Genomic DNA, 14,883 nt, shown 5'->3' on the forward strand with positions numbered 1-14,883 from the left:
CTTAGAGGGGATAATATCAGAATAGGGGGCTTTTTTAATAGAGTTTCCAGACGACCTCTTTTGCCAGCTCGAAACGTTTTTCCGCCTCGCGCCAATCCACGACATTCCACCAATGATCAACGTAGCTCGCCCGGTCATTTTTGTACTGCAAATAGTAGGCATGTTCCCATACGTCAAGCGGTAAAAGAGGGATCACATCCCATTGGCTGAAATGCTGGTGCTTTTCTGCAGTTAAAATCTCCAGCCGTCCCGATCGAGGCGCCCAGACCAAAATGGCCCAGCCGACACCTTCCACTTTTTTAGCGGCCTGGGTAAAATGTTCTTTAAAAGCGGAATAGCTTCCAAATGAAAGATCAATCATTTGGAACAATGCACCCGTAGGGCGCCTTTTTCCGTTTGGATGCATTGAAAACCAGAAAATACTGTGCAAATAATGGCCGGCTCCATGGAATGCAAGCTCTCTTTCCCAATGAGTGACCAAATCAAAATTCTTTGATGCTCTCGCTTTCTTAAGCTCTAATTCTGCTTTGTTCAGACCGTCAACATAGCTTTGATGATGCTTCGTATGGTGAAGGACCATAATCTCGCGTGAGATATAAGGTTCTAAGGCAGAATATTTGTATGGAAGCTTTGGCAGTATATGTTTCCCTATTGGAACATAAGCACGTCTTTCACTTGTCTCCTCCGATTCTGTAATATCCCGGTAAAGGGCAGCGGCCTGCTTATACCAATCTTCTTCTGTTGTTTGGTCATCTTCCAGTGTTTCAATTATTTGATTGATTTGATCTTCAAACTGATCAAGCTGTCCTCGTTTTTCAATCTGATCCTTCAGGACTTCACACCAATTGAACATCTCTGTTTGATAAGATTCACGTTTCATTTGCTTTCTCCTTTTCAGCAGAATTCAAATATCTTCCGACAGCCAGTAAAGAGAATACATATGGATAACTGTGATAACGGATATAAAATTGATTTGGCAATCCGATCCCAGCTGGATAGGCCAGGCTATCGGAGTCATGAGAACTGCTGTCAGTAAGGTATTGCATACCTTTCACAACTGATGGGTGTTCCGGATTTTCGTATGTGAGCAATGCATCTAAAGCCCAGGCTGTTTGCACAATGGTTCCTCTGTGAAGCGGGACGTACGTTTTGATTTCGGCGCTTCTGCAGGATTCCCCCCAGCTGCCGTCATCAAGCTGTATGGATTTGAGCCAGCGCAGTGCCTTTTGTATAGCAGGATGCTTCCGGTCAACCCCGCAGGCATGCATACCAGTAAGAGCAGCCCATGTGCCGTAAATGTAGCAAACACCCCATCTCCCATACCATGACCCGTTTTGTTCTTGATGTTCGAAAAGCCAGTTCACAGCGCGTTGAATTTGTTGATGGTTCTCTGAGAAACCGGCTTTCTCGCCTAAAAAGTGCAGCACACGTCCGGTAAGATCGGCGGTAGAAGGGTCAACTGCCGCGTCCTCGGCAGATTCAAGCGGGAGAAGGCGGATCAGAGGATGGTTCACATTTTTTTCAAAGGCAGAAAATCCGCCATCGCGGTTTTGCATTGATAAAAGCCAAGACACGCCTCGCTCCCAAGCTGAAGGAGAATAACTGCATGGAATCGCTTTTAAAACAGCAGCAGTGTCGTCACAGTCAGGATTATTTGTATTGATGTTTGAAAATCCCCAGCCGCCGGGTGCTGCATCCGGATTTTTGACAGACCAATCTGCTATTTTTGTATGCTGGCGTTCTAGCAAAAAGGCGGCTGCTTTTGTAATAGAGCCGTCTGTTTCGGACACGCCGTTTTTTTGAAGGGCATAGCTGATCAGAGCCGTATCCCAAACCGTTGAAGTAGAGTTTTCCAGATACGGTATCCCGCTGCATTCTGTCACCAGCGATTTGATGCCCTTAATTGCTTTCTTAATGACCGGAGAGTGACGCGAGACACCAAGTGACAGGAGGCTGTAAACCATAAATATTGTTGCGCTCGCATAGCTGTACAATGTTCCGTCTTTTTCAATCCGGTCCAGCATATACGTTTTTGCTGTCTGTAAGCCCAGCTGCTGAAAAGCAAAAGGTGCACGAAAAATGTGTTTCCAATGTGACAAAATAGACGTGAGATCTCTATCTTCAAAAGCATCAGATCGAAGCCAAGTGAAAGGGTTTTTTGTCATGTGCGGATCGAGATGGTGAAGAGACCGAATATTGCGGTTTTTAAGGGCGAATCGCTGATTGAGTGTTACAGCCATAGGAGCAAAATGAATTCGGGCATATGTGCTGAATTGATAAAAATGAACCGGTAATGTTGGGGGGAGCGCCATAAGTGATAATGGTAAATACATAATAGGCCAAGGGTACAGCCCATTCGCGGCAAGCATCCATTTTGTCATGAAATGAACAGGTCTCAGGCCGCCATGTGAAATGATAAATTGTTCAGCCTTTCTCATATGCGGATCAGATCTGTGAAAACATCCTGATGCCAGCATCCCGACATATCCCTGGACAGTAGCTGTTATATTTCCGCTCGTTTCATCGGGATAATTGAAGAATGTGCCGTCTGGCTGCTGTTTTTCCCGAATGCCTGCTGCAAGCGCTGATATTAGCCCTTTATCATTCCCATCATTAAGTGAGGTGAGAAGCAAAATGAAAAACGAATTTGTCATAATTGGTCCTTCAAAGCAAAATGTCCACGAACCGTCAGCATTTTGCCTGTCTTTTAGCTCTGCAATGGTTTTCTTTTGATAACGCCTCACTTTCTCCTGAAGTGTGCCCATCTCGCTCAACTCCTTCAGAAGCATATATATTCAGCGTTTTTAACCGCCATTACAGAAAGAAAAAAACTGCTGGCAGGCAGCAGTTTTTGTGAAATGCATATTAGTCTTCGAGATTAATCCATACACTTTTGACTTCTGTGTAGTTATCTAAGGCATATGATCCCATTTCTCTTCCAAGTCCGGACTGTTTATAACCGCCAAACGGAGATGCCGCGTCAAACACGTTATAGCAGTTCACCCAGACGGTTCCGGCTTGAAGACGGTCCGCGATATAGTGGGCCTGCTTGACGTTCTCTGTCCATAGTCCGGCTGCGAGTCCATATTCTGAATGGTTCGCCCGTTCAATCACTTCGTCAACTGTTTCATATGGAATCGCAGTCAGCACCGGTCCGAAAATTTCTTCTTTTGCGATGGTCATCTCATCTTCCACATTCGCAAACACAGTCGGTGCGACAAAATATCCTTCTTCAAAAGGGCAGCTTCCGCCTGTCACAGCTTTAGCTCCTTCATCTTTTCCTTTTTGAATATAGGAAAGAACGCGTTCGTGCTGCTCCTTGCTTACGAGAGGACCGATTTGTGTATCCTTATGAAGTCCCGCTCCTTGACGGAGTGATTCAGCATAGGACACCATCTCATTTACCACTTCATCATACTGGTCTTTATGAATGAAAACGCGTGAGCCCGCACAGCAGACTTGGCCTTGATTAAACATTACGCCGTTTAAAGCGCCTGGAATTGCTTTCTTCAAATTCGCATCAGGCAGAAGGATATTAGGGGATTTACCGCCCAGCTCCAATGTAACGCGTTTTATGCTTTTTGCAGCGGTAGACATGATTTTCTTGCCGATTTCAGTGGAACCGGTAAAGGCAATTTTATCAACCGCTTCGTGGTTCGTCAGTGCTTCTCCTGCATCTTCACCGAATCCTGGGATGATGTTGATGACACCGTCAGGGAAACCGGCTTGGTCAATTAATTCTGCCAAATAAAGAGCTGAAAGCGGTGTTTGCTCAGCCGGTTTAAGCACAATTGTACAGCCTGTTGCAAGAGCTGCGCCCATTTTCCACATTGCCATCAGGAGCGGGAAATTCCATGGAATGATCTGGCCGACGACGCCGACAGGCTCATGGCGCGTATAATTAAAATAGGCGCCGGAAACCGGGATCGTCTGTCCAGTTATTTTTGTGCACCAGCCGGCGTAATAGCGCATATGCTCAATAGCCAGCGGAATATCTCCATTCGTCGTTTCATTTATCGGTTTTCCGTTATCAAGCGTTTCAAGCTGAGCAAGCTCAGTTTCATGCTCTTCCATTAAGTCAGCCAGCTTATACATCAGTCTGCTTCTCGAAGCTGGAGACATTGTTCTCCATTCACCTTGGTCAAAGGCTTTCCGGGCAGCTTTAACCGCTTTGTCCACATCTGCAGCCTGGGCTTCATACAGCGTCATCAATGTTTCGCCGGTCGCCGGGTTGGGAGTGTCAAAGGTGGCCCCTGAGGCACTAGGAACAAACTTTCCGTCAATATAAAGCTTCTTTGTTCCCTGTAAAAAAGTCTCCAGCCTTTTCGTCACTTGCATCGTTAAAGAACTCATTCGTAACAAACCTCCAGTCAATTTTTATGGTCTGTTCTGAGATTCTTGGTGATAGCACATCGATTCCTTGATTACATAGCAGAAATAAGCTGTGATTTTTTCTATAAGCGTAAGCGTATACAAACATTCTATAATAGAAAACAAGGCAAAATCAATGAATAACCGATATTGCAATTTATAAAAGAAAAAAGCTACAATAAGCTTATAGATAAGTAAAGGAGATTACATCATGATTCATAATAATTGGCTTGAAAAAGAAACAATCAAAAAGGTAAAATGTGTGCAGACAAACGCAAAAAAATATATCGTGAACCGCGTTTTAACTCCCGGAAAAGAATATGAAGTAAAAAATGAAACAGAGGAGTTTCTGTTTGTGGTCGACAATACGAATAAAGTCGGCGGCTATTATAAAGAATACTTCGAAGAGATGTAATGCTTGAAGATCTTTTAAAGCAGATGTAGAGAAAACCGCAGCTCAGCTGCGGTTTTTTTCTATAGGTAAAGAATGGAAAAATGAAACAAAATCAATGAAAGCTTTAAAAAACCGCTTTTTTAAAAAAACATTGCTGAATATTGAAACTTTTTTCTCTATATGTGCGTATTACTTGATGACAAAAGCACAAAGACGAAAAACAAATCAAAAATTTGAAAAATGTAATCTGTTCGTAATGGTTTAAATGTCTTCCATGTCGTATTCTTATATAGGGATAAAGGACTTATTTTTAAGTAATGAATGATAAAACAAATAGATAAATGCAGAAAGAGGGGTTCTTCATTGGGTATTTTTTCTGTTAGCAGATCAACGGACGCAAAGAAGCTTGAAGCTCTGCTCGTTGAAGGGGAAAGAATAGAATCGATTTATAAGCTCCGCGTTGACCAAATTTGCTTTACAAATAAACGGATCATTTTCTTTGACAATAAAATGTTTTCTAAAAAGAAGGTTCGTGTATTTCTTCCATATAAAACAATTGAAAGCTTTGCGATTCAGGAAGCAGGCATGTTTGATCCGGACACCGGGCTTTTATTGATGACAAGAAGCAAAACCTTTGAATTAGAATTTGCAAAAGACACCGATTTAAGCGAAGTTCAAGCGGTGCTGACAAAACACTTGTGCAGCTGAATATTTGATGAGCCAGCCGTTCAAAAATGGTTAGGCTTTTTTTATATAAACAGAGCAGGGCGCAAATGCCCTGTTCTGTTTTACGACATATTCTAAGCTGAAGTAATTTACCTTTCTATCAAAGCTCACATGTTTGACAGGCGGCAAAACGGGAAACAGGATAGAAAGGAGAGGATACACATGGCATTGACTAAAGACCAAAAACAGCATCTCTACCATAAATTGCTCGATATGCAAAAAGAATTATCTGGTGAGAAAAAGGAAACAGAATCAATGACGGAAGAAGTAGGGGAGCTTTCCAATGGGGTCGATAACCATATGGGAGATCACGGCACGATCGTCACAGACCGAATGACAGATCAAACGGTAAGAGAGATTGACCGGGAGCTGTTAGAGGAGGTCAACCATGCATTACAAAAAATGAAAGACGGAACGTACGGAGTGTGTGAAAAAACCGGCAAAGACATTCCTTACGAAAGACTTGAAGCGGTACCCTATGCAAGAATGACAGTTGAGGCCCAAGCTGATATGGAGGATGATGTTGAGACAGATGCTCCGTCATTTGAAAGAGAGTTTCACGAACAGGTAAAAGATCTATCTAATAAAGAAACAGTCGACCAAAAAAGCTCACAGACATATGAAATTTTGGATCGTGAACAAGATTCGAAGTGAAAATAGCAGGCAGGTACACCGATATGAGGGGTACTTGCTTTTTTTTTGAAAAAAAATCTCACATTCAAAATAAAGTGATTGACTTCGAGTAAAAAAGAAAGTAACATACTATTTGTAAGTAAATATAAAAAGTTTACCGGGAGGAATACAAATGTCTACAGTTTTATTTGTAAAATCAAGTGACCGTACAGCTGAAGAAGGCGTTTCAACGAAACTTTATGAAGCTTTCTTAGCTGCTTATAAAGAAAACAACCCTAATGATGAAGTGGTTGAATTAGATCTTCATAAAGAAAACCTTCCTTACCTTGGAAGAGATATGATTAACGGAACATTTAAAGCAGGCCAAGGAATGGAAATGACAGAAGAAGAGAAAAAACAAGCTGCAATTGCTGACAAATATCTGAATCAGTTTGTAAAAGCTGACAAAGTTGTTTTCGCATTCCCGCTTTGGAACTTCACAGTGCCGGCAGTGCTTCATACTTATGTTGATTACCTGTCTCGTGCAGGCGTTACATTCAAATACACACAAGAAGGACCAGTTGGTTTAATGGGCGGCAAAAAAGTTGCGCTTCTTAACGCGCGCGGCGGCATCTACTCTGAAGGACCAATGGCTTCTCTTGAAATGTCATTAAACTTCATGAAAACTGTTCTTGGTTTCTGGGGTGTTCAAGACTTGCACACAGTTGTCATCGAAGGACATAACGCAGCGCCTGATCAAGCGCAAGAAATCGTTGAAAAAGGTTTACAAGAAGCAAAAGATCTTGCTGCAAAATTCTAATCAAGTCAAAACTCCTATCCATGCGATAGGAGTTTTTAGTATACATATTATATAGAAGAAAGTGATAATTTCTTTTCGCTATAATGGCTGTTTTTTCTATTGTAATATATTTTTGATTGTCGAATGATCGAATATAATAGCGAAATAACAGTTTTAATGGCTGAGAAAAAGTTTTTCTAAACAATTGTTTTGGCCCCTTGATAAAAAACGTCTGATGGTGTACTATATAAAAGAAGCTACTTTGTACGTATTGTTAATTAAGTTTTAACCTTTAAGCTGTAATAGGGAGTTTTATATCGAAGCCGGAATGTCATGCCTCCATTGCAGGGGACGACAGGAACGTTTCTGCAAACACCCACTTTGAGGAGTGGTGGTTTAAAACTTTCTTACTTGCATACGGCAAGACGTAGCGAAAGCCATTTCCTTTTGGAAATGGCTTTTTAATTTATCTAAAAAGGTTTGGTATAGTGAAAATTCAATTTCTGTGTGAAAGAAATGAAGGCCGCTTTTATATGATATGATGGGAGAAATTGAACAAAAAGCGAGGTTTACACGTATGTTACATAGAGCCCAATCCCTTTTGGCCCATTATTTCGGTTATGAAAACCTTCGCAGCGGCCAGGAGGAAGCGATCCGCTCGGTGACCGAAGAAAGGCAAAATACAATCTGCATAATGCCGACGGGAGGAGGCAAATCGATTTGCTATCAAATTCCGGCACTGATGTTTGAAGGGACAACGATCGTCATTTCGCCTTTGATTTCCTTGATGAAAGATCAGGTCGATGCGTTGGAAGAAGCGGGGATTCACGCTGCCTACATTAACAGCACACAATCCAATCAGGAAATACATGAGAGGCTGAACGGGCTTAAAGAAGGGGCTTATAAGCTTTTTTACATTACACCGGAACGATTAACGTCTACGGAGTTTATTCGGATTTTGCAGGGCATTGATGTTCCTTTGGTTGCAATAGACGAGGCGCACTGTATTTCTCAATGGGGCCACGATTTTAGGCCCAGCTACAGAAATATTGAGATATTGTTCCGAGAATTACATGCCAAACCTGTCATCATGGCATTGACAGCAACAGCAACGCCCGAGGTCCATGAGGATATCTGCAGACAGCTCCATATTCAAAAAGAAAACACGGTATATACGGGTTTTTCCCGAGAGAACTTAACCTTTAAAGTAGTAAAAGGAGAAAATAAAGATCGATTTATTGATGAATATGTGCAAAAAAACAAACATGAAGCAGGCATTGTCTATACAGCGACCAGAAAAGAAGCTGATCGGATTTATGAGAGGTTGAAACGAAATCAGATCAGTGCAGGCCGGTATCACGGGGGCTTGGCTGATGAAGTCAGAAAAGAGCAGCAGGAAAGGTTTCTTAATGATGAGCTGCAAGTAATGGTGGCAACCTCTGCTTTTGGAATGGGCATTGATAAATCAAATATTAGATTTGTTCTTCATGCCCAAATTCCGAAAGATATGGAAAGCTACTATCAAGAGGCTGGACGAGCTGGACGGGACGGGCTTGACAGCGAATGTGTTCTCCTGTTTTCACCGCAGGATATTATGGTGCAGCGTTTTTTAATTGAACAATCAGAGCATGAAGAGAAACAAAAACGGGATTTAAAAAAACTGAGACAAATGGTTGACTATTGCCACACGGAGGATTGTCTGCAGCGGTTTATCCTGATGTATTTCGGAGAAAAGGAGCCTGATGTATGCGGACAGTGCGGAAACTGCACTGATACAAGGGCTGCCCATGACGTGACACGGGAGGCGCAAATGGTCTTATCGTGTATCATTCGCATGAAAGAACGGTTTGGCAAGACGATCGTTGCCCAAGTGCTCGCCGGATCTAAAAATAAAAAAGTTCTTGAGAACGGCTTTGCCGGTCTCTCAACATACGGGATATTAAAACACCAATCAGTAGGGGAAATCAGCGATTTTATCGAATTTCTTATTTCTGACGATTTCATCAGGATGTCTGACGGGACATTTCCGACTCTTTTTGTCAGCAGTAAAGGAAGGAACGTGCTTAGAGGAGAATTATCAGTCACAAGAAAAGAAGCATTAAAAGCGGCAGCCATTACTGAAAATGACGAGCTGTTTGAACGACTGCGCATGGTTCGCAAAGAAATTGCAGCAGAGCAGGGAGTTCCGCCTTTTGTCGTTTTTTCTGATCAAACGTTAAAAGAAATGTCAGGCAAACAGCCCGTAAATGATGAGGAACTTTTGTCTATAAAAGGCGTCGGAGAACAAAAAAGAGCAAAATACGGCCGGCTTTTTTTACAAGAAATACAAGCTTATGCAGGGATGACAGACTAAAAAAACAGAAAATCAATCTTTTTTTCTATAAAAAACACATTTTATTTTCTCTTTTTTGGTTCACATCAAAAAGACTTGCGAAGCCTATTATATCAAGGGTTCAGCAAGTCTTTCCAACACAGAGAAATCCTTCATGTAAAGGAACTGTAATCTAAATCATATCTTTTTGTTATTGATTTGACATTTACGTGTGTTACGATATCACCTGTTAGCCGCCAATAAAAAGCTAACAAGGGAGGATTTACTTATGAAGAAGACGATTATGTCCTTTGTAGCAGTTGCTGCACTTTCAACAACTGCATTCGGAGCTCACGCTTCTGCAAAAGAAATCACGGTGCAAAAGGGTGATACGCTCTGGGGAATCTCTCAGAAAAACGGAGTGAACCTAAAGGACTTAAAAGAATGGAACAAGTTAACTTCTGATAAAATCTTTGCAGGAGAAAAACTGACCATTTCTTCAGAAGAAACAACCACTTCTGGGCAATATACAATTAAAGCGGGAGATACGCTTTCTAAGATTGCTCAAAAATTCGGTACGACAGTCAACAACCTGAAAGTTTGGAATAACCTAAGCTCTGACATGATCTATGCTGGATCTACACTTTCAGTAAAAGGTCAGGCAACAGCAGCAAACACAGTTACTGAGAATGCGCAAACAAGCGCACCTCAAACTGCACCAAAACAAGAGGCTGTGCAAAAAGAGCAACCAAAACAAGAAGCTGTACAACAGCAACCTAAACAAGAAACAAAGGCTGAGGCAGAAACTTCTGTTAACACAGAAGAGAAGGCTGTTCAATCAAATACAAATAATCAAGAAGCTTCAAAAGAACTAACAGTTACTGCTACTGCTTACACTGCTAACGACGGCGGCATTTCCGGCGTTACGGCAACAGGCATTGACTTAAATAAGAACCCGAACGCGAAAGTCATCGCGGTTGATCCTAATGTGATTCCGCTAGGTTCTAAAGTCTATGTTGAAGGCTATGGTGAAGCAACAGCAGCAGACACTGGCGGCGCTATTAAAGGTAATAAAATCGACGTATTTGTACCAAATAAAAGTGATGCATCTAATTGGGGCGTCAAAACTGTAAGTGTTAAAATCTTAAACTAATGATATAGATTGTGATAAAAGACATGAGCTTTTGGCTCGTGTCTTTTTTTTCTGTTTGGAGATGTATTTATCATATGCTGATAACAGAAAAGTGGTCCTGTTTTTCTTAGTGTGATTCTATGGGCTATCGTTTACATGTATAATTCCGCATTGCAGAGACATTTGGCATCTCTACATCGGGGCTTATTTTGATGCTACTGATTATGCGTAACGAGCTGCTGTTCTATTATGCAAGGCAGCTTTGGAGCGGAGTGAATCATCCCTTTTATTGGGCTGTTAACCAAGCAATTAGCGGACATTAGGAGCGAAAAAGTGAAGCTGGAGTATGGGTCAGTATGAATCTGATTGCTCGTGACAATCTCCCTGGGGGGAGCTGCTGGTTAACAAAAAGATCTTGGCAGTTGCCAAGATCCTTTTTTATTTAAACCAGCCTTTTTCTTTTGACCGAGTAATTGCTTCTATTCGGTTTTTCACTTCGAGCTTTTCTAGAATCATTGAGATATAATTTCGCACCGTCCCGCTTTTGATGCTGAGTTCCTGAGCGATTTCTTTTGTGTTTTTACCGTCAGCCACAAGTTCAAGCACTTCTTTTTCTCGATCTGTAAGAGGGTTAGCTTCGCTGTACATGTCCTCCATCAGCTCAGGTGCATAGATGCGTTTTCCGTTCATGACGCTTCGGATGGCGCTTGCGAGCTCTTCGCTCGGACTGTCTTTTAACAAATAGCCTTTAACGCCTGCTTTAATGGCTCTTTGAAAGTAGCCGGGTCTTGCAAAGGTAGTTAAGATTATAATTTTGCAGCCTGTATCCTTTAACTCTTCAGCTGCTTCAAGCCCTGATTTCCCTGGCATTTCAATATCCATAATACATATATCAGGCTGATGTTTTTTGGCAAAGTCAACAGCATCCTGCCCGGTTGTACCTTTGCCTACGACTTCCATATCGTCTTCTAAGTTTAGAAGTGATCCTAAAGCGCCCAGCAGCATTTGCTGATCTTCCGCAATAAATATACTAATCATGTAAGCCATCCTTTATGTTTATTTTGAGTTATTAGGAATTGCCATGGTAAGCTTAGTGCCGTTTTTGGTATCAATGTGAAGGCTCCCGTTTGCAAATTCAAGCCGTTCTCTCATACCGAGTAAGCCGTGACCTTTTGAAAAGAATTTTTCTTCTCCTTGAAATGTTCCATCGTCAGATACTGTAATGACAACTTCCTTCCATAGCTGTTGAATGTCAACTCGGCAAGTTTTAGCCTGACTGTGTTTGACGACATTTGTGACAGCCTCTTTCAAGCACATGCTCAAAATGTTTTCATTAAGCAATGAGATATTTTCGGGCCATTTCTCTTCTTCATAGATAAACGTAATGTCAGCTGCTTCGAGAATTTGTTTGATATTGATCAGTTCATCCTTGAGCCGGATGCCTTTCATAGAGGATACGATCTTTCTTACTTCATTTAAAGAAGTTCTCGCTGTTTGCTGAACACTTTTCAGTTCACGAGCTGCTTGTTCGGGATCTTTGTATATCAGTTTTCGCGCCAAGTCGCTTTTTAAACCGATAAGCGAAAGCTTTTGCCCAAGCGTATCGTGGAGGTCGCGGGCAATACGCTGCCGCTCTTCTAATTTCACCAGCTCGGCAATCCGTTCATTCGCATCCTCGAGTTTTTCTTCAAGCCGTTCGCGCTCCTTGCGGCTTCTTATACTAAACGGCAATAAAATCGCACTGATGAGGGTAATGACGACAAAAGGGATTTGCGTCAGAAAGAATTCCTTTTTCAGCACAAGACTGAAATTAGCTGCCACGGCTGCGCTTATTAAATGGACGTAATATAAAATATGAAAAGGGACACGTTCTTTTATGTTTCCAATAAAATAGGCGATAAAAAAGGCAAAATAAATATAACTGAACATCGTAATGGAGGCGGTTGAAATGCCGATTAACAGAAACGCCCATAAATAAATGGCCCAGCCTTTAGAGACAAAAGCAAATCGATATACCGAAAAAAATAAAAGCGTCAAAATGATGCCGACGATAATGACAAATGTTGAATTTGATTTCCATATAAAGTAGAAGGGGAGGATGAAAAAGATCGTCCATATATAAGGCGTAATCCCGCTTAGCTTTTGAAATGTAAAATGCTTTTTAATCATGATATTCCCTCATTTTCAGCTTTTCATCTTACATGTAACTTTATCATTGCGAAAGCCAGAATGCACCCTCGAACAATAAAAAAGAAGCCTTCTAGTGTAAAGAGAAGACCTCCTTCATCATCAGGCATTCTTCCGCAGCTTCTGTTTTTCTGTTGAATCAGGCGGAAGGCTGAAAGGTGTATGTTTTACATCCCGAAATGACACAAATTGTTTTTTGTCTTCATCCCAAAGGCGGAAGGCAAGTGATTGCAGGCTTGTTTTTAAGGTAATTGTCGGTACGTTTTTTAATGGCTCATGATGTTCGTGGGCAACTTCAAGCTTATAGTTAGGCACTTTTGGACTCAAATGATGAACATGGTGGTAACCGATATTGCCTGTCAGCCATTGAAGCAGTTTTGGGAGTTTATAAAATGAACTGCCTTCCACAGCAGCCTGAACGTAACTCCAGTTTTCATCTGCTTCAAAATAAGAATCTTCAAATGTATGCTGCACATAAAACAGCCACACACCGATTGAGCCTGAGATCAGAAAAATGGGGCCTTGCACCAGCAAAAATGATTGCCAGCCAAAGATCAGACAGCTAGCAGCAGCCAGCGCTGCAATTGCCAGATTCGTAAGGTGCGTGTTGACACGCTCTTTGCGTCTTGCACCCTTTTTGTTGAAACGGTTTGTAATGAGAAAAACATAAATCGGTCCGAGAATAAACATGATAAACGGATTTCTATAAAGTCTATATGCAAGCTTCGTTCGTCTAGGTGCAGCTTTATATTCGTTTACCGTTAACAGCCATATGTCTCCTGTTCCGCGTTTATCCAGATTGCTGCTTGTCGCATGATGAATCGAATGGCTGTGCTGCCATTGAAGATACGGAAATAAAGTCAGAACACCTGTCAGAAAACCGAGAATATGGTTATAGCGTTTTTGTTTGAAAAATGATTGATGGCAGCAGTCATGGAAGATGATAAAAATTCTTGTCAAAAAACCTGCGGCAATCACTGTTAATGCTAACGTAAGGAGGTAGGAGACATCGAGGCTGAGATAAGCAAGAAACCACAGGCCGAAGAAGGGAATAAACGTGTTCAAAAGCTGAATCAGGCTGTTTTTTGTTTCGGGCTTAGCAAAAGCAGCGACTTGCTTTGTAAGCTGTTTTTGTTTATGTGCAGTTTGTTCAGTCATAGTAAGTATCCTCTCATTGTGTGTCTCAGTTCAGTATACGCGAAAGAGAGAAGTCTTTTGTAGTAGCACACATCATGCATCATATATGACATTTGTCATGGCTCCTCGTGCGCATGCATGAATGACACGCTAAAAAAGCTTGTAAAAAAGAATTTACAAGCTGATTAATGTTTATCGATCCATATACGTGATGTACCCGAAACAGCCTCAATCCTGCATGTTCCTCCTATTGGAAACGTGGCAATCGGGGAGGTATGCCCGGCATTTACGTTTGCGATGATGGGGAGAGCGGATAATTCTTTTTTTGTTTCAATCATGGCTTTTACCTGTTCTATTGATACATTTGATGCTTTTTGAAATCTGCCAATCAAAATCGCTTTCACATGAGAAAAAGCGGGGAGGTGGATGAGTGATTGCAGATCGCGGTCAAACATATGGATGTCTGACATGTAATCATCTTCAATCAATAAAATGATCTGTTCTGTTTCAGGAAAATACTCCGTTCCCTGCAGCAAATTAAGCGTACATAGATTTCCGCCAATCAAGGTGCCTTCCGCATAACCCTCTTGGATCACAACGGGACCGTTATTAGGGTAAAAGTGTCTGTTTTCTTGATCCAAAAACCAGCGGTCATCGCTCCACTCCCTTGAATGGTGAATCTCAAACGGATCGTCCGAAGCGCAGCAAGAAAGAAAATACTCTATTGTATAATCGAGTCCTTTTTTCATTGCAAATGTTGAAAAGTGGGGGCCTGAATACGTGACAAGGCCCGTTTTTTGATAAATGGCGTTGCAAAGAGCCGTTATATCGGAATAGCCGCATAGAATTTTTGGATGCTGTTTGATCTTCTCGTAATTAAGATAACGCAGCAGCTGATTTGAATTGAAACCGCCGAGTGTCGTTAAAATCGCTTTGACGTTTGGATCAAAAAAGGCTTCATGCAGATCATGGACTCTTGATTCGATAGAGGATGAATCAAATTCGTTTATTTCATTTGCATGTTCGGCGATAGTCACTCGATAACCTAAGCGTTCTAACACCGTTTTAGCTTGTATTTTTGGTTCATTTGACATTATAGACATGCTGGTCGCGGGAGACACGATCCGGATTTCGTCTCCCTTTTTTAGTTTTGAGGCGTACATAGAACCCTCCATCAATGGTTTTACACCATTACAGCACATCTTGGCTCATTC

At 41.7% G+C, this 14,883-nt stretch carries 13 protein-coding genes and 1 other RNA gene; 7 read left to right on the forward strand and 7 right to left on the reverse strand.

The features are described 5' to 3' along the window. Positions 1-34: 34 nt before the first annotated feature. The 3 genes from MOB98_RS04745 to dhaS all read right to left on the reverse strand — a co-directional run bounded on the left by MOB98_RS04745 (position 35) and on the right by dhaS (position 4,353). On the reverse strand, positions 35-880 hold the full coding sequence (locus MOB98_RS04745) for a superoxide dismutase (protein ID WP_268367234.1): 846 nt from the start codon (positions 878-880) through the stop codon (positions 35-37). Further along, complete coding sequence (locus tag MOB98_RS04750) at positions 870-2,765, reverse strand: prenyltransferase/squalene oxidase repeat-containing protein (RefSeq protein ID WP_268367235.1); 1,896 nt, start codon at positions 2,763-2,765, stop codon at positions 870-872. The genes MOB98_RS04745 and MOB98_RS04750 overlap by 11 nt, the downstream gene beginning before the upstream one ends. A gap of 100 nt (positions 2,766-2,865) precedes the next feature. After that, entirely contained in the window at positions 2,866-4,353 is a 1,488-nt protein-coding gene (gene dhaS / locus MOB98_RS04755; protein ID WP_268367236.1) for an aldehyde dehydrogenase DhaS, read from the reverse strand. A gap of 229 nt (positions 4,354-4,582) precedes the next feature. Between dhaS and MOB98_RS04760 the strand changes: the two genes are divergently transcribed. The 7 genes from MOB98_RS04760 to MOB98_RS04790 all read left to right on the forward strand — a co-directional run bounded on the left by MOB98_RS04760 (position 4,583) and on the right by MOB98_RS04790 (position 10,366). Then, positions 4,583-4,786 carry a DUF6501 family protein gene (locus MOB98_RS04760; protein WP_268361396.1) on the forward strand — a complete coding sequence of 68 codons (204 nt, stop codon included), beginning with the start codon at positions 4,583-4,585 and terminating at the stop codon, positions 4,784-4,786. Between the two features lie 342 nt (positions 4,787-5,128). Then, the gene (locus tag MOB98_RS04765; RefSeq protein ID WP_003220141.1) at positions 5,129-5,473 is read left to right on the forward strand and encodes a PH domain-containing protein; all 345 of its coding nucleotides are present in this window, start codon (positions 5,129-5,131) and stop codon (positions 5,471-5,473) included. Positions 5,474-5,653: 180 nt separating this feature from the next. Next, positions 5,654-6,145, forward strand: coding sequence for a TraR/DksA family transcriptional regulator (locus MOB98_RS04770; RefSeq protein WP_268361393.1), 492 nt, complete (start codon positions 5,654-5,656; stop codon positions 6,143-6,145). A gap of 151 nt (positions 6,146-6,296) precedes the next feature. Continuing rightward, positions 6,297-6,923 carry an FMN-dependent NADH-azoreductase AzoJ gene (gene azoJ, locus MOB98_RS04775; RefSeq protein WP_019258647.1) on the forward strand — a complete coding sequence of 209 codons (627 nt, stop codon included), beginning with the start codon at positions 6,297-6,299 and terminating at the stop codon, positions 6,921-6,923. Between the two features lie 230 nt (positions 6,924-7,153). Next, positions 7,154-7,340, forward strand: a non-coding RNA gene (gene ssrS / locus MOB98_RS04780) — 6S RNA. 139 nt (positions 7,341-7,479) lie between these two features. Next, complete coding sequence (gene recQ, locus MOB98_RS04785) at positions 7,480-9,255, forward strand: DNA helicase RecQ (RefSeq protein ID WP_268361391.1); 1,776 nt, start codon at positions 7,480-7,482, stop codon at positions 9,253-9,255. Positions 9,256-9,502: 247 nt separating this feature from the next. Beyond that, positions 9,503-10,366, forward strand: coding sequence for a LysM peptidoglycan-binding and 3D domain-containing protein (locus MOB98_RS04790; protein WP_268359892.1), 864 nt, complete (start codon positions 9,503-9,505; stop codon positions 10,364-10,366). A 417-nt stretch (positions 10,367-10,783) separates the two neighbouring features. On the opposite strand, the gene desR is transcribed toward MOB98_RS04790, so the two are convergent. The 4 genes from desR to MOB98_RS04810 form a co-directional block, all read right to left on the reverse strand. After that, a complete protein-coding gene (gene desR, locus MOB98_RS04795) occupies positions 10,784-11,383 on the reverse strand; it encodes a two-component system response regulator DesR (protein WP_268359870.1) in 600 nt (199 codons plus the stop codon). Positions 11,384-11,401: 18 nt separating this feature from the next. Continuing rightward, positions 11,402-12,514, reverse strand: a complete 1,113-nt coding sequence (desK, locus tag MOB98_RS04800; RefSeq protein ID WP_268359872.1) for a two-component sensor histidine kinase DesK — start codon at positions 12,512-12,514, stop codon at positions 11,402-11,404. A 120-nt stretch (positions 12,515-12,634) separates the two neighbouring features. Next, a complete protein-coding gene (desE, locus tag MOB98_RS04805; RefSeq protein ID WP_268359874.1) occupies positions 12,635-13,690 on the reverse strand; it encodes a fatty acid desaturase DesE in 1,056 nt (351 codons plus the stop codon). 164 nt (positions 13,691-13,854) lie between these two features. Continuing rightward, the gene (locus MOB98_RS04810; protein ID WP_268359875.1) at positions 13,855-14,832 is read right to left on the reverse strand and encodes a S66 peptidase family protein; all 978 of its coding nucleotides are present in this window, start codon (positions 14,830-14,832) and stop codon (positions 13,855-13,857) included. Between the last annotated feature and the right edge of the window lie 51 nt (positions 14,833-14,883).

The organism is Bacillus sp. N13C7 (genome assembly GCF_026790065.1).
GTDB lineage: Bacteria > Bacillota > Bacilli > Bacillales > Bacillaceae > Bacillus.

What these genes read in the sequence shown, in the direction of transcription:
- MOB98_RS04770 (WP_268361393.1), top strand. Translation starts at nt 5,654, where the DNA reads ATGGCATTGACTAAAGACCAAAAACAGCATCTCTACCATAAATTGCTC.
- MOB98_RS04790 (WP_268359892.1), top strand. Translation starts at nt 9,503, where the DNA reads ATGAAGAAGACGATTATGTCCTTTGTAGCAGTTGCTGCACTTTCAACA.
- dhaS (WP_268367236.1), bottom strand. Translation starts at nt 4,353, where the DNA reads ATGAGTTCTTTAACGATGCAAGTGACGAAAAGGCTGGAGACTTTTTTA.
- desE (WP_268359874.1), bottom strand. Translation starts at nt 13,690, where the DNA reads ATGACTGAACAAACTGCACATAAACAAAAACAGCTTACAAAGCAAGTC.
- MOB98_RS04810 (WP_268359875.1), bottom strand. Translation starts at nt 14,832, where the DNA reads ATGTACGCCTCAAAACTAAAAAAGGGAGACGAAATCCGGATCGTGTCT.
- desR (WP_268359870.1), bottom strand. Translation starts at nt 11,383, where the DNA reads ATGATTAGTATATTTATTGCGGAAGATCAGCAAATGCTGCTGGGCGCT.
- MOB98_RS04745 (WP_268367234.1), bottom strand. Translation starts at nt 880, where the DNA reads ATGAAACGTGAATCTTATCAAACAGAGATGTTCAATTGGTGTGAAGTC.
- MOB98_RS04760 (WP_268361396.1), top strand. Translation starts at nt 4,583, where the DNA reads ATGATTCATAATAATTGGCTTGAAAAAGAAACAATCAAAAAGGTAAAA.
- recQ (WP_268361391.1), top strand. Translation starts at nt 7,480, where the DNA reads ATGTTACATAGAGCCCAATCCCTTTTGGCCCATTATTTCGGTTATGAA.
- desK (WP_268359872.1), bottom strand. Translation starts at nt 12,514, where the DNA reads ATGATTAAAAAGCATTTTACATTTCAAAAGCTAAGCGGGATTACGCCT.
- azoJ (WP_019258647.1), top strand. Translation starts at nt 6,297, where the DNA reads ATGTCTACAGTTTTATTTGTAAAATCAAGTGACCGTACAGCTGAAGAA.
- MOB98_RS04750 (WP_268367235.1), bottom strand. Translation starts at nt 2,765, where the DNA reads ATGGGCACACTTCAGGAGAAAGTGAGGCGTTATCAAAAGAAAACCATT.